The 15,168-nt window shown below is 70.1% G+C and carries 19 protein-coding genes; 13 read left to right on the top strand and 6 right to left on the bottom strand.

The features are described 5' to 3' along the window. Position 1 precedes the first annotated feature (1 nt). The gene (locus tag ACFFRH_RS05300) at positions 2-217 is read left to right on the top strand and encodes a DUF397 domain-containing protein (RefSeq protein WP_344747333.1); all 216 of its coding nucleotides are present in this window, start codon (positions 2-4) and stop codon (positions 215-217) included. 9 nt (positions 218-226) lie between these two features. Here the strand turns inward: ACFFRH_RS05300 and ACFFRH_RS05295 are convergent, their stop codons facing one another. Both ACFFRH_RS05295 and ACFFRH_RS05290 read right to left on the bottom strand, forming a co-directional pair. Then, on the bottom strand, positions 227-823 hold the full coding sequence (locus tag ACFFRH_RS05295; RefSeq protein WP_386154632.1) for a Uma2 family endonuclease: 597 nt from the start codon (positions 821-823) through the stop codon (positions 227-229). A gap of 42 nt (positions 824-865) precedes the next feature. After that, positions 866-1,783 carry an EamA family transporter gene (locus ACFFRH_RS05290; protein WP_344747331.1) on the bottom strand — a complete coding sequence of 306 codons (918 nt, stop codon included), beginning with the start codon at positions 1,781-1,783 and terminating at the stop codon, positions 866-868. Positions 1,784-1,857: 74 nt separating this feature from the next. Here ACFFRH_RS05290 and ACFFRH_RS05285 point away from each other — a divergent pair, with 74 nt between their 5' ends. Continuing rightward, positions 1,858-2,862, top strand: a complete 1,005-nt coding sequence (locus ACFFRH_RS05285) for a LysR family transcriptional regulator (RefSeq protein ID WP_344747330.1) — start codon at positions 1,858-1,860, stop codon at positions 2,860-2,862. Between the two features lie 58 nt (positions 2,863-2,920). Here ACFFRH_RS05285 and ACFFRH_RS05280 read toward each other — a convergent pair whose 3' ends face one another. Next, a complete protein-coding gene (locus ACFFRH_RS05280; RefSeq protein ID WP_344747329.1) occupies positions 2,921-3,787 on the bottom strand; it encodes an EamA family transporter in 867 nt (288 codons plus the stop codon). 106 nt (positions 3,788-3,893) lie between these two features. On the opposite strand from ACFFRH_RS05280, the gene ACFFRH_RS05275 reads away from it, so the two are divergent. The 5 genes from ACFFRH_RS05275 to ccsA are packed head-to-tail and all read left to right on the top strand — an operon-like array spanning position 3,894 to position 8,458. Continuing rightward, entirely contained in the window at positions 3,894-4,532 is a 639-nt protein-coding gene (locus tag ACFFRH_RS05275; RefSeq protein WP_344747328.1) for a histidine phosphatase family protein, read from the top strand. Between the two features lie 56 nt (positions 4,533-4,588). Then, the gene (locus ACFFRH_RS05270) at positions 4,589-5,158 is read left to right on the top strand and encodes a TlpA family protein disulfide reductase (protein WP_344747327.1); all 570 of its coding nucleotides are present in this window, start codon (positions 4,589-4,591) and stop codon (positions 5,156-5,158) included. 27 nt (positions 5,159-5,185) lie between these two features. Continuing rightward, the gene (locus ACFFRH_RS05265) at positions 5,186-5,920 is read left to right on the top strand and encodes a cytochrome c biogenesis CcdA family protein (RefSeq protein WP_344747326.1); all 735 of its coding nucleotides are present in this window, start codon (positions 5,186-5,188) and stop codon (positions 5,918-5,920) included. Positions 5,921-5,955: 35 nt separating this feature from the next. Next, on the top strand, positions 5,956-7,506 hold the full coding sequence (gene resB / locus ACFFRH_RS05260; protein ID WP_344747325.1) for a cytochrome c biogenesis protein ResB: 1,551 nt from the start codon (positions 5,956-5,958) through the stop codon (positions 7,504-7,506). Next, the gene (ccsA, locus tag ACFFRH_RS05255; protein WP_344747324.1) at positions 7,496-8,458 is read left to right on the top strand and encodes a cytochrome c biogenesis protein CcsA; all 963 of its coding nucleotides are present in this window, start codon (positions 7,496-7,498) and stop codon (positions 8,456-8,458) included. Before resB ends, ccsA begins: the two co-directional genes overlap by 11 nt. Positions 8,459-8,665: 207 nt before the next feature. Here ccsA and ACFFRH_RS05250 read toward each other — a convergent pair whose 3' ends face one another. Then, entirely contained in the window at positions 8,666-8,962 is a 297-nt protein-coding gene (locus tag ACFFRH_RS05250; RefSeq protein ID WP_344747323.1) for a PLDc N-terminal domain-containing protein, read from the bottom strand. Positions 8,963-9,075: 113 nt separating this feature from the next. Between ACFFRH_RS05250 and ACFFRH_RS05245 the strand changes: the two genes are divergently transcribed. Beyond that, a complete protein-coding gene (locus ACFFRH_RS05245) occupies positions 9,076-9,912 on the top strand; it encodes a hypothetical protein (RefSeq protein ID WP_344747322.1) in 837 nt (278 codons plus the stop codon). A gap of 10 nt (positions 9,913-9,922) precedes the next feature. Next, positions 9,923-10,162 (top strand): hypothetical protein, encoded by a 240-nt coding sequence (locus tag ACFFRH_RS05240; protein WP_344747321.1) that lies wholly within the window; start codon positions 9,923-9,925, stop codon positions 10,160-10,162. Positions 10,163-10,448: 286 nt separating this feature from the next. Here ACFFRH_RS05240 and ACFFRH_RS05235 read toward each other — a convergent pair whose 3' ends face one another. After that, positions 10,449-10,688 (bottom strand): BldC family transcriptional regulator, encoded by a 240-nt coding sequence (locus tag ACFFRH_RS05235; RefSeq protein ID WP_344747320.1) that lies wholly within the window; start codon positions 10,686-10,688, stop codon positions 10,449-10,451. 263 nt (positions 10,689-10,951) lie between these two features. On the opposite strand from ACFFRH_RS05235, the gene ACFFRH_RS05230 reads away from it, so the two are divergent. Continuing rightward, complete coding sequence (locus ACFFRH_RS05230) at positions 10,952-11,149, top strand: DUF4229 domain-containing protein (RefSeq protein ID WP_344747318.1); 198 nt, start codon at positions 10,952-10,954, stop codon at positions 11,147-11,149. Here the strand turns inward: ACFFRH_RS05230 and ACFFRH_RS05225 are convergent. Next, positions 11,133-12,437 carry a hypothetical protein gene (locus tag ACFFRH_RS05225; RefSeq protein WP_344747317.1) on the bottom strand — a complete coding sequence of 435 codons (1,305 nt, stop codon included), beginning with the start codon at positions 12,435-12,437 and terminating at the stop codon, positions 11,133-11,135. The two genes, ACFFRH_RS05230 and ACFFRH_RS05225, sit on opposite strands and share 17 nt — an antisense overlap. Positions 12,438-12,515: 78 nt before the next feature. On the opposite strand from ACFFRH_RS05225, the gene ACFFRH_RS05220 reads away from it, so the two are divergent. The 3 genes from ACFFRH_RS05220 (at position 12,516) to ACFFRH_RS05210 (ending at position 15,166) form a co-directional block, all read left to right on the top strand. Beyond that, positions 12,516-13,241 (top strand): demethylmenaquinone methyltransferase, encoded by a 726-nt coding sequence (locus ACFFRH_RS05220; RefSeq protein WP_344747315.1) that lies wholly within the window; start codon positions 12,516-12,518, stop codon positions 13,239-13,241. Positions 13,242-13,401: 160 nt separating this feature from the next. After that, positions 13,402-14,679, top strand: coding sequence for a geranylgeranyl reductase family protein (locus ACFFRH_RS05215; RefSeq protein WP_386154620.1), 1,278 nt, complete (start codon positions 13,402-13,404; stop codon positions 14,677-14,679). A gap of 127 nt (positions 14,680-14,806) precedes the next feature. After that, positions 14,807-15,166 carry an NADH-quinone oxidoreductase subunit A gene (locus tag ACFFRH_RS05210; RefSeq protein ID WP_344747364.1) on the top strand — a complete coding sequence of 120 codons (360 nt, stop codon included), beginning with the start codon at positions 14,807-14,809 and terminating at the stop codon, positions 15,164-15,166. Positions 15,167-15,168: the final 2 nt, after the last annotated feature.

Below are 15,168 nucleotides of genomic sequence, written 5' to 3'. Positions count from 1 at the left end.
GATGCCCCAGCACCACCTCGCCAATGCCACTTGGCGGAAGAGTTCGCGTAGTCAGGGGACGACGGACAACTGCGTTGAGGTGGCACACAATATGCCCGGGATCGTGGCTGTCCGGGACAGCAAGGACGCTGATGGTCCGGCGCTGATCTTCTCCCCTGACGGTTGGCGAGCCTTCGTCGGAGGCGTCAAGGGTGGCGGGTTCGACGGCCTGGGCTGAGCTGGGTGCCTATCTGGGCAGGTCGCCGAGGTCGATGGTGATCGGGAAGGGCACGGGGACGGTCAGCCGGTCGTGGTGGATGCCGGTGAGGGCGTACGCGTGGGTGGCGGGGTCGAGCTCGTAGACGTAGACCACGGGGGAGCCGCCGTTGTTCTCCACCCGCCAGAAGTGCGCGATGCCCGCTTCGGCGTAGCGGGACGGCTTGGTCTTGCGGTCGCGGTCCTCGGACTCGGGGGAGACCACCTCGATGGCGAGGTGCACCTCGTCAGGGATGTAGAACGTCCGGTCGTCGTCATCGGCCGCCTTCGTGTCGACGACCACGACATCAGGGCAAGGACGCGTCCGGTGGCCGAGCTTGACGTCCATCTGGAGCACGGCCGCGACGTGCTTGGGAGCCTGGGCGTTCAGGACCACGCGAAGACCGAACAGCACACGCTCGTGGAAGCGTTTCTGGGGGGACGTGAAGACGAGGGCTCCATCGATGAGTTCGACGTGCTTGAAGAAGTCGGGCTCGCCGTTCGGTCCCTCCGCCGGAAGGTTGTCGAGGTCGTCGGCGGTCCATCCCCATGGGGGCGGGGAGGGCCAGTAGTCGAGTGCGGCACTCACGTCGGTCACCGTAACATCGTCTCCGTCACTCGGTGTGTTCATTCAGCTCATCTCCGTTGCCCTCGCTCTATTCTCTCCCGTTCCTGAGGGAACGGAAGGAGCGGACGCCGAAGAAGGGAGGGAACGGGCGCGGGTGCCGGCGTAGAGGACGCCGGAGATGATCAGGGCGGCGGCGGCGAGTTTGGTGGGGGAGATCGACTCCCCGGCGAACAGGGCGGCGGAGGACATGCCGAAGACCGGGACGAGCAGGGCGGTCGGGGCGACCACCGAGGCGTCGTAGCGCTGGAGCAGGAAGCCCCAGATGGCGAAGCCGCCGAGGGTGGCGATCATCGACACGTAGAGCACCGAGAGGCTGCCCTCCACCGAGAACTCCAGCCGGGGAACCCCCTCCACCAGCAGGGCGAGGATCATCATGGGGATGGCCGCGACCCCGCAGATCCAGACCATGAAGCGGAACGAGTCGGGCGGCGCGGCCTTCCTGATCGCGATGTTGCCCGCGCTCCAGAAGAACGCCGCGCCGACGACCAGCAGGAACGCGCCGATGGGGCCGCCGGTGCCCAGGTCGGTGGCGATCAGTGCCAGACCGGCGAACGCGACCGCCATGCCGATGATCCGCCGCCGGGTGAGCCGCTCCCCCAGCAGGAGGACCGCCAGGACCGCGGTGAACACCGCCTGGACCTGGACGACGAGCGAGGTCAGCCCGGCGGGCATGCCCGCCCGCATGCCCGTCAGCAGCAGGGTGTACTGGCCGATGCCGAGGGTGGCCCCGGCCACGAGCACCTTCCGCCAGGGCACTCCGGGGCCGCCGACGAGCAGTACGGCGGGGAAGGCGGCCAGCAGGAAGCGCAGCGCCACGTAGAACAGCGGGGGGAAGTGCCGGAGTCCCGCTTCCATGACCACGAAGTTGAAACCCCACATGGCGGCGAGGCCGATGGCGAGGAGGAGGTGCCGGGTACGCATTCCACAATCGTCGTTTCCAACGATATTTCAGCACAAGTGAGACTTTCTGGCGGGTGCCGTTTAGGATTGCTTACATGTTGGATCTCAACCGGCTCAAGGCCCTGCACGCGGTCTCCGTCTACGGCTCCGTGGGCGCCGCGGCCGAGGCGCTCATGGTGACTCCCTCCGCGGTCTCCCAGCAGTTGGCCAAGCTGGAGCGGGAGACCGGCGCGACCCTGCTGGAGCGCAACGGGCGCGGGGTGCGGCTGACCGACGCGGCCGGGCTGCTCGCCGACCACGCCGAGCGCATCCTCGCGCTGGTCGAGACGGCGGAGGCCGACTTCGAGGCGCTGCGCGGCGCGGTCGTGGGGCGGCTCAGCATCGGCGCCTTCCCCACGGCGGCCCGGGGCCTGATGCCCGCCGCGCTCGTCCTGCTGCGCACGCGCCACCCCGACCTGCGCCTCCAGCTCATGGAACGCGAGCCGGAGCGGCAGATCCGCGAGGTGGCCAGGGGCGAGCTCGACCTCGCGGTGATCCAGGACTGGATGAACCGCCCGGTCGCGATCCCCGAGGGGTTGTCCAGGGCCACGCTCTTCGACGACATCGCCGACGCGATCCTGCCCGGGTCCCACCCGCTGGCGGACCGTCCCGAGATCGAGCTCGCCGAGCTGTCCGGGGAGCAGTGGATCAGTTCCTCGCCCGGCACGGTCTGCCACGACTGGCTCGTCCACACGCTGCGCTCGGCCGAGCTGGAGCCGGACATCACCTGCATGACGGACGAGTATCCGACCCAGATGGCCCTCGTCGCGGCGGAGCAGGGGTGCGCGATCATCCCCCGGCTGGGCCGCGACTTCGTCCCGCCGGGGGTGCGGGTCGTCCCGATCCGGTCGCGCCCGACGCGCAGGATCTACGCGCTCTGGCGGAGCGACGCCGCCCGCCGACCGGCCATCCGGGCCGCGGTCGAGGCGCTGAAGGCCGTCTCCGCCGACTTCCGCGGCCCCGTGTCCGAGTCCGCCGGGGCCGCCGAGCCCATGGCGGTCCCCGTGACGGCCCCGACGGTTCCCCCGATGGCTCCGAGTGGTCCCGCTGGTTCCGGGTGACGTCCCCGGCGGCTTCCGGCCTCCGGTGCTCTCCGACGGTCCTCGGTGTCCGGCGCCGCTAGCTGAGGGCGATCGTCACCACGCCGCCGACGATGACGCAGGCCGCCAGCAGCCGCCGGGTCAGGTCGCCCTCGGCCAGCAGCCTGCCGCCGAGCACCACCGCCACGAGCACGCTGACCTCCCGTACCGGCGCCACCGAGCTGATCGGTGAGAACGTGTACGCGGTCAGCGCCAGGAGGTAGGAGAGGGGCATCAGCACCGCCGCGCCCAGCACCCGGGTGCGGTGCTCGTGCCAGACGGGCAGGACCAGGCCCCTGCGGCGGGAGCCGAGCGCCGGAGCGGTCAGGACCAGGGTGCGGCCGAGGTCGCCGCCGTAGTTGAGCAGGATCGGCGCGACCGCGAAGGCGCTCACGACCTGCTTGTCCCAGACGGTGTACGCCGCGATGAACACCCCGGTGGCCAGCCCGAACCCGATCCCGCTCAGGTCCTGGCGGCTGGGCCTGCGCGCCGCGCCGAGCAGCAGGACGCCCACCCCGACCAGCAGGATCCCGGCGATGCCGACGGGTCCCGGCCGCTCGCCCAGGAACGAGACGGCGACCAGGCTGGCCAGCAGCGGGCCGGTGCCGCGGGCGATCGGGTAGACCATCGACAGGTCGCCGTGCCGGTAGCCGCGCTGCAGCAGCATGAAGTAGCCCAGGTGCAGCGTGGTGCTCGCGGCGATCACCCCGAGGTCGGTCCAGGAGGGGCCGGTGCCGCCGAGGAGGAGATAGCCCGCCGCGACCGGGGTCCAGACCAGCGTGGAGGCGGCGGCCACCATCCAGACGAAGACGACGCCGTCGGCCTCGGCCGCCTGCTTGCTCATCAGGTTCCAGCAGGCGTGGGCGACGGCGGAGGAGAGGACGAGGGCGAGCGCGAGGGGGCTCACCCAGGTGACCCTATCCCCTTATATCCAGTTCCATCCCGTCCCATCCGACCCGCGGGGCCCACCTGCCCGGCCACCAACCCATACCTGTCGGTAGGCTGGCGGCACCATGGCTGAGACCACCGTCGTTCACCTCCTGCGCCACGGTGAGGTGCACAATCCCGCTAACGTCCTGTACGGCAGGCTTCCCGACTACCACCTCTCCGACAACGGCCGCCAGATGGCCGAGACGGTGGCGAAGACGGTCGCCGGACGTGACGTCACCGCGCTGTTCTCCTCGCCGCTGGAGCGTGCCCAGGAGACGGCGGCCCCGTTCGCCGAGACCTTCCACCTGGAGGTCACGGTCGACGAGCGCCTCATCGAGGCCGAGAACATCTTCGAGGGCCTCTCCCTCGGCAGGGGCGACACCCTCTTCCGCAACCCGCGCTTCTACCGCTACCTGTGGAACCCGCTCCGCCCCTCCTGGGGGGAGCGCTACACCCACCTGGTCAGCCGGATGAGGGCCGCGATCGACGCCGCCCGCGAAGCGGCGCGCGGCCATGAGGCGATCATGGTCAGCCACCAGCTCCCGATCTGGACCATCAGACTCGCCGCCGAGGGCAGGCGCCTGCCGCACGACCCGCGCCGCAGGCAGTGCGGTCTCGCCAGCCTCACGAGCTTCTCCTTCGAGGGAGACCGTCTGATCGGCGTCGGATACAGCGAGCCCGCGGCGTCGCTCGTCAAACGCCCCACTGTGCCGGGCGCCTGACCTCGCCGGTACAGTGATTGCTCTACCGGTTGTAGTACAGGGAGCCTCCGTCACCCATGCGCGCACAATCCTTCGCCGCCGTCGCGCTGCTGATCGCCGTGGCCGGATGCGCCGGAAACCAGGGATCGCAGCCGCAGACCGGCGACACCCGCTTCGTGGCCGGTGACGGCAAGATCACCCTGTTCGAGGCCGCCGACCGCAAGGTCGCCCCGCAGGTCCAGGGGGAGACGCTCGACGGGGGCACCGCGAGCCTCGCGGCCCACAAGGGCAAGATCGTGGTGCTCAACTTCTGGGCCTCCTGGTGCGCGCCCTGCCGGGCCGAGGCGCCGGTGCTCAAGGACATCTCCGCCAAGACGAAGGCCGACGGCGTGGAGTTCCTCGGCATCGACTTCAAGGACCGCAAGGCCGACGCGCTCGCGTTCGAACGCAGCCACCAGTCCGGTTACCCCAGCATCTTCGACCAGCCGGGCAAGGTCGCGCTCTCCTTCCAGGGCACGGTCCCGCCCGCGGCCATCCCCTCCACCCTGATCATCGACCGCCAGGGCCGGATCGCCGCCAGGGCCCTCGGCGCGGTCAAGTACACCGACCTCCTCGCCGCGGTGACCAAGGTCGGCGATGAGCGATAACGGCTCCGGGCGACGGCCGGGCCCGCGGTGAGCGCCGACCTCGTGGGCACCGTCGCGAGCGGCTCGCTCGCGCTCGCGCTGCCGATCGCGGTCGCGGCCGGGCTGGTGTCGTTCCTGTCGCCCTGCGTGCTGCCGCTGGTCCCCGGCTACCTGTCGTACGTGACCGGCATGAGCGCCGACCCCAGGCGGGGGCGCATGGTCGCGGGCATCGTGCTGTTCGTCCTGGGCTTCTCCTTCGTGTTCGTGGCCGGGGGAGCGCTCTTCGGCGGCCTCGGCGCGGCCCTGTTCGGCAACGCCGGGATCATCACGCGGGTGCTGGGCGCCCTCACGATCGTGCTCGGCCTGGCCTTCATGGGGGTCGTGCCGGGGCTGCAGCGTGATTTCCGCATCCACCGGGTCCCGGCCGCCGGCCTGGCCGGGGCGCCCCTGCTCGGCCTGGTGTTCGGCCTGGGCTGGACCCCCTGCATCGGCCCCACCCTCGGGGTCGTGCTCACCCTCGGCCTGAACGAGGGCAGCGCCGGTCGCGGCGCGATCCTCGCCTTCGCGTACGCGCTCGGCCTCGGCCTGCCGTTCGTGGCGGCCGGGCTGGCGTACAGCAGGGCGCTGAGGACGTTCAAGGCGGTGCGCCGGCACTCGCGGCTGATCACGCGGGTGGGCGGCGTCATGCTCGTCGTCGTCGGCGTGCTGCTCGTCACCGGGCTGTGGGAGCAGCTCGTCGCGATGACCCAGGGCTGGGTCGGCGGATTCGAGCCGGTGATCTGATGGTGTCCGTCGACCCGAGGACGGGGGAGCGAAAGGTGAGCGAGGCGCAGCGGCCCACGGGCCTCGGGGTCGTGGGGTGGGCGCGCTGGTTCTGGCGGACGCTCACCTCGATGCGGACCGCGCTGATCCTGCTGTTCCTGTTCGCCCTGGGCTCCATCCCCGGCTCGATCTGGCCGCAGCGCGGCGTCTCCGACGCCAAGGTCTTCCAGTACTTCGAGGACAGCCCCCGGCTCGCCGAGTGGCTCGACCGGTTCTGGCTGTTCGACGTGTTCAGGGCGCCCTGGTTCGCCGCGATCTACCTTCTGCTGTTCGTGTCCCTGATCGGCTGCGTGCTCCCCCGCACCGCGACCCACCTGCGGGAGCTGCGCAAGAAGCCGCCCGCGGCGCCGCGCAACCTGAGCAGGCTGCCGCAGCACGCCGCCTTCGAGGCCGACCTCGGTGTGGAGGAGGTCGCCGCGAGGCTGCGCGCCAGGCGGTTCCGGGTGGCCACGGGTCCCGGCTGGGTCGCCGGGGAGAAGGGCTACCTGCGCGAGACCGGCAACCTGCTCTTCCACGTGGCCCTGCTCGGCCTGCTGGTCGCGGTCGGGGCCGGGTCGCTGTACGGCTACCGGGGCAACGTGCTGGTCGTGGAGGGCGAGGGGTTCGCCAACACGGTCGCCGCCTACGACCGCTACATGCCCGGCCCCCAGGTGAACGCCGAGTCGCTGGAGCCGTTCTCCTTCACCGTCGACGACTTCCAGGCGACCTACATCGCGAAGGGCGAGAAGGCGGGCCAGGCCCTCGACTACGAGGCCAGGCTCAAGGTCGAGGACGCCCCGGGCGCCGCCCCGCGCGACTACGTCCTGAAGGTCAACGAGCCGCTGGACGTCAACGGCACGCTGAGCTACCTGATCGACCACGGCTACGCGCCGACCTTCAGGATCACCGACGGCAAGGGCCAGGTCGCCTTCGACGGCCCGGTGCCCTGCCTGGTCGTCCAGCCCGCCACCTTCACCTCCGAGTGCGTGATCAAGGTTCCGGACGCGAAGCCCGAGCAGCTCGGCATCCTCGTCGGCTTCCTGCCGACGACCGTCCCGATGGGCGCCGAGTGGGTCTCGGTCTTCCCCGGCGCCGCCAACCCCACCGCCCAGGTGTACGGCGCCTTCGCCGGTGACCTGGGCCTGAAGGACGGCCGGCCGCAGTCGGTCTACGAGCTCGACCCGGCGAGCCTGAAGAAGATGAAGCCGCTGGTCATGAAGGCCGACCCGCTCGCGGTCGGCAAGAAGCTCACGCTCCCGAACGGCGCGGGCTCGATCGAGTTCACCGGCGTCAGGGAGTGGATCGCCCTGCAGATCACCCACGACCCGGGCCGGATGCCCGCGCTCGTGGCCTCGGTCCTCGCCGTCCTCGGTCTCGTGCTCACCCTGACCGTCCGCCGCCGCAGGGTGTGGGTGCGGATCCACGATGACCGCACGGTCGAGGCGGGCGGCCTCACGCGTACCGAGGGCGGCGATTTCAGCGAGGAGTTCACCGAGATCGTCTCCGCTTTGAACCCAGGAGTTTTGAACCCGGGAGTTCCCGATTCAGGAGTGAAGGATGTCCGCTGAGGTCGACGCCGGCCTCGCCACGTTGAGCGACCAGCTCATCCTGGCGACGGTGCTGCTCTACGTCTCCGCAATGATCGCTTACGCCCTCGACCTGGCCTTCGGCCGGTCCGCGGGGGCGCCGGCCCGCGTGGCCCGGCCCGTTCCGGCCACCGTCGGCGGGGGCGCCGCCCCGGCCGACGCCGACACAGCCCTCGCCGAGGGCGGTCCCGCGGAGAAGGCGCCGCCCGCCTGGACGGTGTGGGCGGGCCCGGTGGCCGTCGGGCTGAGCTGGCTCGGCTGGGCCGCCAACCTCGTCTCCCTCCTCACCCGCGGCCTCGCCGTGGACCGGTGGCCGTGGGGCAACATGTACGAGTTCGTGGTCGCGATGTGCTTCGCGGCGGTGAGCGCGTTCCTGTTCATGCAGCTCCGCTACCCGGTCCGCTTCCTGGGCGCGTTCGTCACGGTCGCCGCCGCGCTGGGGCTCGGTTTCGCCGTACGGTACCTGCACGTGCAGGCCGGTCCCGTGGTGCCCGCCCTGAACTCGTACTGGGTCGCGATCCACGTGTCGGCGGCGATCGTCGCCAGCGGGCTGTTCATCGTGGCCGGGGTCTCCGGCATCCTCTACCTGGTCAGGAAGGACACCGCGGTCCGGCTGCCGTCCCGGCGGGACCTGGAGCGGGTCGCGCACCGGGCCATCGTGATCGGCTTCCCGATCTGGACCTTCGCCGTCATCGCCGGGGCGCTCTGGGCCGACAAGGCGTGGGGCCGTTACTGGGGCTGGGACCCCAAGGAGATCTGGGCGTTCATCACCTGGATCGCCTACGCCGCCTACCTGCACGCCAGGGCCACCGCGGGCTGGAAGGGAAAGGCGGCCATGATCGTGCAGCTCGTCGCCTTCGCCTGCCTGCTGTTCAACCTGGTCGGGGTGAACATTTTCCTCGGCGGGCTGCACTCCTACGCCGAGGTTCCCTGAGTTCCCCGGTGATTCTCGGCACCGAGATGATTCTCGATGCCGAGATTTCCCCGGGCCGAATTTTCGCGCCGGAATTTTCCGGCGCATTTCCACGCCGGGGTTCACGCTGATTTCACCCCGGATTCCCGGCGGGTTTCCGCGCGGAATTCCAGGCCGGTCGGCCGTGGCGGCCGGCCGGCCGATCGGCGTCGGGAGGGACCGGAGGGATCAGTCGTCGTCGCGCAGGCGGCGTTCGAGGTCCTTGAGGAAGTCGGGGTCGTCGTCGGGACCCTTGGGAGCCTCGCCGCGAGGCCGCTCCTCGGCCAGGAGCGAGCGGGGCGCCCTGGGGCCGGTCGGCCGGCCGAGCAGCAGCCAGAAGGCTCCTCCGGCGATCGGCATCAGCACCACGATGAGCACCCAGAGGAGCTTGGGCAGGTTCCTGGACTCCTCGTCCGGCGTGGTGATGACGTCGAACAGGCAGTAGAGCCAGAAGGCGAGAATCGCCAGACCGACAAGCAGGGGCATGCCCGAACTGTAAGCCATCGTGGGACCTGCTGCGGTCCGGCTCCACGTTACGGATGACTGGCAGGGCCCCCACCCCTTACCGTGGACCCGTTGCCACTTCCCCAGGGGGTGTGATGGCACATTCGGGCGACAAGGGCCGCCATCGACGGCGGTGGTGGCAGCGGGGTCCGGCCACGCGTGCGGAGAGTGCCCTCAGGGAGGCTCCGCGTGAGGTCCCCCGCGAGGCCGAGCGCCGGGTCGGGACGGTCACGGCCCCGGTGGCCGACCGGCCGCAGTACACCTGGAAGGACTTCGAGCTCGACGACGAGAATCCCCGGGCCCAGCCCAACTCCCCCGACACCCCGGACCTGGGTGACGGCCTGCGCCACTGCGGGCGCCTGGAGCGCATCCTGCACCGCCAGTGGGACTCGCGGAAGGAGACGCCGCCCCCCGAGGTCGTACGGGCGGTGGAGAGCCTCGCGAGGCTGCCCGACGTGCTGAAGAACAAGTTGGCCGAGGGCCTCGACGGCATCTACGTCGGCGCGGGCGGGGTGCCCGACCTCGACGACATGGGCTACCTGCGCGGCGCGCCGCTCCCCTCGGGCCGGGCGACCTGGGACGTCTGCGCGGGGGCGTACGGCGACCGCAAGATCGTGGTGGGAGACCGGCCCTCGCCCACCCCCGACGTGATGATGCACGAGGTCGGGCACGCCCTGGACGACGTGGACGCCCCCCACGGCGACTGGGTCTCCGACTCCCCGGAGTTCGCCGCCCTCTACGCCCAGTGCGTTCCCGCGCTGGCCTCGGGGTTCCATCTCCAGCCGGGCGACCTGGGCCGCAAGGAGTTCTTCGCCGACGCCTTCGCCGCGATCGTCTCCCGGCAGCGCCCCGCGCTGGTCGACATGCTGGGCGGCGACACGCGGATGGCGCTCAACGTCATGTTGTTCTTCAACCGGCGCTACGGAATCTAGGTGATCTGGGATGTACGTCATCAGACTCGCTGACGGGACCCTGCGCGTGCCGCAGACCCTGGCCAGCGATGACGGGCGCCTGATCGGCAATGCCTACGTGGAGGTCTCTCCGGGGGATCCCGACTACGACCGCTGGCTGGCCGAGTCGCTCACCGAGGAGGAGTGGGCCGAGCGGCGGCGGCGGTGGCTGGAGGAGAACGACGAGCTGGAGCGGGAGTTCCTGGCCTTCAAGGCCGAGCAGGAGACTTAGGGGCCCCGGAAGGCCGCGTGGTCCTCGGCTCCTTCGCGCGAGCCGCCGAACGGGAGACCCGGGCCGGCTTCGAGGCCGGGCGGGGGGCGGTGCCGGGGGGATCGGGGGCCGGAGCGCGCCGGGTGGTTCCGGGTGCGGAACGCGGCGGCGGGCCCGGCGGGGCGGGTGGCCCGGTGACGGGGGAGGTCACCGTCCGTGTCGTGTCGTACTTCACACGACTCCACGGTGACCCTGCGGCTTCCGGGTAAGGCGCGCAGGATCACCGATGGTGTGACGTCCTAAGTCGTCAGACGCGCGGGGACTCGCCTGTCGGCCGTTCGGCCGTCAAAACGTCCTCTCCACGCAGAAGGGCGTGCACTTCCGACTCGCGGAAACGCCGGTGCCCTCCGGGGGTACGGATGCTGCTGATGCGGCCTGCCGCGGCCCAGCGTGTAACCGTCTTTGGGTCGACCCGGAAGAGGGCGGCAACCTCTCCGGGCGTCAGCAGACGCTCGCTGCTACTCTCCACAATCTCTCCCCCTCGCATCCCGCTTCCTGCCAGCGGGCGGACAGGTAACCAGTGTGCCGAGCGAAGCCTGATTTATCCGTGGTTTTCAACAAAGATCACGGGTTGTTATCTACTGCCTGCCCGATTGTTATATGATAGAGCCTTTTTGGGACTCTCGTGGGTGTTTCTTTACGAAACAGATCTCTTGGGAAGACTAGCAGCGCTCGCAGTAGATGCGAAGAGTTACCCGTGCAACCACCGCGATCGCGATCGTCGGGACAGGGTGACGTAGCCTTGACACCGTGCGTCCCGTCATCGTTTACACCGCGTCCCGGGCCGGTCTGCTGGCCGTGACTCTGGGAGTGCTCTATATCCTCGGCCTGCGTGAGCCGCTGGGCCTGCTGATCGTCGCATTCCTGATCAGCGGTGTGGCCAGTTACGTCCTGCTCTCGAAGCAGAGAGACGCGATGAGCGAGCGAATCACTAAGAATCGGGAGTGATCGGCAACGGGAACATGCCGACTCGGGCATGGTACTCGTGACCAAGGCGAGTTGTGTCACTACCAACCAGTAATCCGCCGGGGTACGCGAGGAATGCCTTGATCCCGATTCCGCGGTCCCGTGTGGGGTTCCACGCCAGGGCCCTGCCGGTACGCGGATCGATCGCGCCTATCCCCGGCCGCGCCACCGCCCCGGGACCCGCCGAGTCGTGGCCGGACGGATTGTCCAGCCAGCGCTGGTGCCCGCCGACGTAGACGGCCGCGCCCGTCGCCGCCACCGCGTACAGGGAGTCACCCCCGGTGTGGTTCACCCACGTCGGCCGCACCGCGCCGGTCCCGGACGGGGCGCCGGTCTCGAACCGGGCCGCGGTGTCGCACATCCTTTCCTGCCCCCCGGGCCCGCCGGTCGTGACGACGGCGAGATAACTCCCGTCCGGGGCGAAGTCCAGGCCCCGCACGTAACCGGGGAAGTCGGCCATGCACCGGCCCCGGTAGGCGTCGGTCCGCCACGGCGCGACCGTGGCCGGTGAGGCGGCGAGGCCCGCGGCGGAGGCGGCCGGGGCGGTGACGGTGATCAGGCCGAGCTGGGCCCGCGGCAGGCCGCCGAGGGTGGTGAAGTCGCCGCCGACCGCCAGCCTGCCGCGACCGAGGGAGAGCGCGTGGACCCTGGTCCTGCCTCCCCTGGGCGCGCCCGGCTCGATCGTGAAGGACGGGTCGGCCTCGCCGGTGACGGCGTCGAGCCTCGCCAGCGCCGTACGGGCGGCGGAGCCGACATAGGTGAAGTCGCCGCCCGCGTAGAGGTGCCGGCCGAGCCTGGCCAGGCTGGTGACCGCGCCGCCACTGACCTGGGCGCCGAAGCGGGGGACCGGGGAGCCGTCGGAGAGCCGGAGCAGGGCCAGGCCCCGGGTCCGCGCGCCGCCGGTCTTGGTGAACCGCCCGCCGGCGTAGACGGTGCCGTGAACCCCCGCGGCCAGGGCCTGGACCGGGCGGTCGAGGCGCGGCGCGAAGCCGGGCAGGATCCGGCCGGTGGCCAGGTCGTAGGCGAAGAGGTTGGCTCGTGGAAGCACCCTCGAGCTCCCGGCCTCGCGCACCTCGCCGAACGAGCCGCCGACCACCACCGTGCCGTCCACCAGCGCGATGGCGTTGACGATCCCGTCGAGCACGTGGGGAGTGGTGTTCACCGGATCGGCCGAGACGACCCTGCTGTGCTTCGTGGTGCCGGCGGCGGCGATCCCGGGGGGAACCAGGGTCAGGACCGCGACCAGCGCGTAAGTGGCTCTGGCAAACATTCGACAATTTTTAGCATGCTCTGAGTAATGGAATGACTACTTTCCGTGGATTGTCGGGGCGGGCCTAGGGTGGGAGTCATGACGCGCGCTTCTCTGGACAAGCAGCCGCACGAGGTCGCCGCGATGTTCGATCGCACGGCCAGGCGGTACGACCTTGTCAACGACGTTATCTCCCTGGGCCAGGTCCGGCTGTGGCGAAAGGCCGCCGCCGCGGCCGTCGACGCGGGCCCCGGGGAGCTGGTCCTCGACCTCGGCGCGGGCACCGGTACGTCGACCGACGCGTTCACCACGCTGGGCGCCCGCGCCATCGCCTCCGACTTCTCGCTCGGCATGCTGAGCACCGGGGTGAGGCGCAGGGGCGGCTCGGGGATCTCCGGGGGCGGGGTGCGGGGGGTGAGCTTCGTCGCGGGCGACGCGCTGCGGCTGCCCTTCGCCGACGGAGTCTTCGACGCGGTGACGATCTCCACCGCGCTGCGCAACGTGCACGACACCGGGCAGGCGCTGCGTGAGATGTACCGGGTGGCCAGGCCGGGCGCGCGGCTGGTGATCCTGGAGTTCTCGCACCCGACGCCCAGGTCCTTCGACCTCGTATACTCGCAGTACCTGATGAAGCTGATGCCGCAGGCCGCGAAGCTCTTCGGTTCCAACGACGACTCCTACGAGTACCTGGCGGAGTCGATCAGGGCCTGGCCGGACCAGGCGGGGTTGGCGAAGATCATTCAGGGAGCGGGCTGGGAGCGGGTCGCCTGGCGCAACCTGAGCCTCGGGATCGTGGCCCTGCACCGCGCGTACAAGCCCGCGTAGCGCCCCCCGTGGAAGATTGGCGACAAGGGCAACACCCGCCTGACACTTTGCCCCGCAAAGGCGTTAGACTTCGGCCCGACAAGTTTGTGAAGCTCTTCACAAAGGAACGAAAGGCCCCTTACCCCGAGGCCCCCACAGCGTGTAGGACAGGACAGGTCCCGTGACCGTGCCAGCCGCCACACAGCGGAAAGTCGCTGAGGCTGACGCCGACGTCATCGTCGTCGGCGCCGGGCCCGCCGGTTCGACAACCGCATTCCACCTCGCGCAGGCCGGGCTCGACGTCCTGCTGCTCGAGAAGACCACCTTCCCCCGCGAGAAGGTCTGCGGCGACGGGCTCACGCCCCGAGCGGTCAAGCAGCTCATCGCGATGGGGATCGACATCGACGCCCCCGGCTGGGTCCGCAACAAGGGCCTGCGCGTGGTCGGCGGCGGGATGCGCTTCGAGCTCGACTGGCCGGAGCTGTCGAGCTTCCCCGACTTCGGCCTGGTGCGCACCCGCCAGGACTTCGACGAGATCCTGGCCGCCAACGCGGTCAAGGCGGGCGTCCGCCTGCTGCAGGGGGTGAACGTCACCGCCCCGGTCCTCGACGACCGCAGCGGGCACATCGTCGGCGTGACCGCCAAGCGCGACGGCGAGGAGGTCACCTACCGCTCCCGGCTGGTGGTCGCCGCCGACGGCAACTCCACCCGTATCTCCCTGGCGATGGGCCTGCACAAGCGCGAGGACCGCCCGATGGGTGTCGCGGTGCGGACCTACTTCGAGAGCCCCCGCCACGACGACGACTACCTGGAGACCTGGCTGGAGCTGTGGGACGGCGACACCCTGCTGCCCGGCTACGGCTGGATCTTCGGCGTCGGCGACGGCACCTCCAACGTGGGCCTGGGGCTGCTGAACACCAGCGAGTCCTTCAAGGGCATGGACTACCGTGACCTGCTCAAGCGCTGGGTGAAGGGCATGCCCCCCGAGTGGGGCTACGTCGAGGAGAACATGACCACCCCCATCAGGGGGGCCGCGCTGCCGATGGCCTTCAACCGCCAGCCGCACTACACGCGGGGCCTGGTGCTGGTGGGCGACGCCGGTGGGATGATCAACCCGTTCAACGGCGAGGGCATCGCGTACGCGATGGAGACCGGCCACATCGCCGCCGAGACGATCGTCCAGGCGCTCGGCAGGGTCACCCCCGCGCAGCGGGAGCGCGTACTGCGCGCCTACCCTCAGACGTTGAAAGACGCATACGGTGGTTACTTCACCCTCGGCAGGGGATTCGTGGAGCTGATCGGGCACCGCGGTGTGATGAACTTCGCGACGCGTCACGCGCTGCCACACCCCCACCTGATGCGGTTCGCCCTCAAGCTCCTTGCTAATCTCACCGACCGGCGGGGAGACGCGTCCGACCGCATCATCAACGCCCTGTCGAAGGTGGCGCCACCGGCATGAGAGCGACGAGGGCCGGACACCTGGAACCGGGGGCGATGATCGCCCTGCCTAGACTTTCGAAATACACCAAAACGCAGAGCTACGCGCCGGCGCGCGTGGAGATGGGAGAGGAGGCGAAGCAATGACACTGGACGTGTACGCACCCATTCTGGTGCTCGCCGTTCTCGCGGCGGGATTTGCGATCTTCTCGGTGACGATCGCCCCTTTCACCGGTCCCAAGCGCTGGAACCGCGCGAAACTCGACGCCTATGAGTGCGGTATCGAGCCGACGCCCCAGCCCGTGGGCGGAGGCCGCTTCCCGCTGAAGTACATGGTCACCGCGATGCTGTTCATCGTGTTCGACATCGAGATCATCTTCCTCTACCCGTGGGCGGTCGCGTTCGACCAGCTCGGGATGTTCGGGTTGGTCGAGATGCTGCTGTTCATCGTCACCGTGCTCGTGGCCTACGCGTACGTGTGGCGCCGCAAGGGTCTGGACTGGGACTAGAT

It is taken from the genome of Streptosporangium vulgare (assembly GCF_042428775.1).
GTDB classification, from domain to species: Bacteria; Actinomycetota; Actinomycetes; order Streptosporangiales; family Streptosporangiaceae; genus Streptosporangium; species Streptosporangium vulgare.
This window is presented reverse-complemented; position numbering and strand designations above follow the sequence as displayed.

Bases quoted from the DNA above. Each gene is read 5' to 3' on its own strand.
- ACFFRH_RS05300 (WP_344747333.1), top strand. From the start codon at position 2: ATGCCCCAGCACCACCTCGCCAATGCCACTTGGCGGAAGAGTTCGCGT.
- ACFFRH_RS05290 (WP_344747331.1), bottom strand. From the start codon at position 1,783: ATGCGTACCCGGCACCTCCTCCTCGCCATCGGCCTCGCCGCCATGTGG.
- ACFFRH_RS05285 (WP_344747330.1), top strand. From the start codon at position 1,858: ATGTTGGATCTCAACCGGCTCAAGGCCCTGCACGCGGTCTCCGTCTAC.
- ACFFRH_RS05275 (WP_344747328.1), top strand. From the start codon at position 3,894: ATGGCTGAGACCACCGTCGTTCACCTCCTGCGCCACGGTGAGGTGCAC.
- ACFFRH_RS05270 (WP_344747327.1), top strand. From the start codon at position 4,589: ATGCGCGCACAATCCTTCGCCGCCGTCGCGCTGCTGATCGCCGTGGCC.
- ccsA (WP_344747324.1), top strand. From the start codon at position 7,496: ATGTCCGCTGAGGTCGACGCCGGCCTCGCCACGTTGAGCGACCAGCTC.
- ACFFRH_RS05250 (WP_344747323.1), bottom strand. From the start codon at position 8,962: ATGCCCCTGCTTGTCGGTCTGGCGATTCTCGCCTTCTGGCTCTACTGC.
- ACFFRH_RS05245 (WP_344747322.1), top strand. From the start codon at position 9,076: ATGGCACATTCGGGCGACAAGGGCCGCCATCGACGGCGGTGGTGGCAG.
- ACFFRH_RS05240 (WP_344747321.1), top strand. From the start codon at position 9,923: ATGTACGTCATCAGACTCGCTGACGGGACCCTGCGCGTGCCGCAGACC.
- ACFFRH_RS05235 (WP_344747320.1), bottom strand. From the start codon at position 10,688: ATGCGAGGGGGAGAGATTGTGGAGAGTAGCAGCGAGCGTCTGCTGACG.
- ACFFRH_RS05225 (WP_344747317.1), bottom strand. From the start codon at position 12,437: ATGTTTGCCAGAGCCACTTACGCGCTGGTCGCGGTCCTGACCCTGGTT.
- ACFFRH_RS05220 (WP_344747315.1), top strand. From the start codon at position 12,516: ATGACGCGCGCTTCTCTGGACAAGCAGCCGCACGAGGTCGCCGCGATG.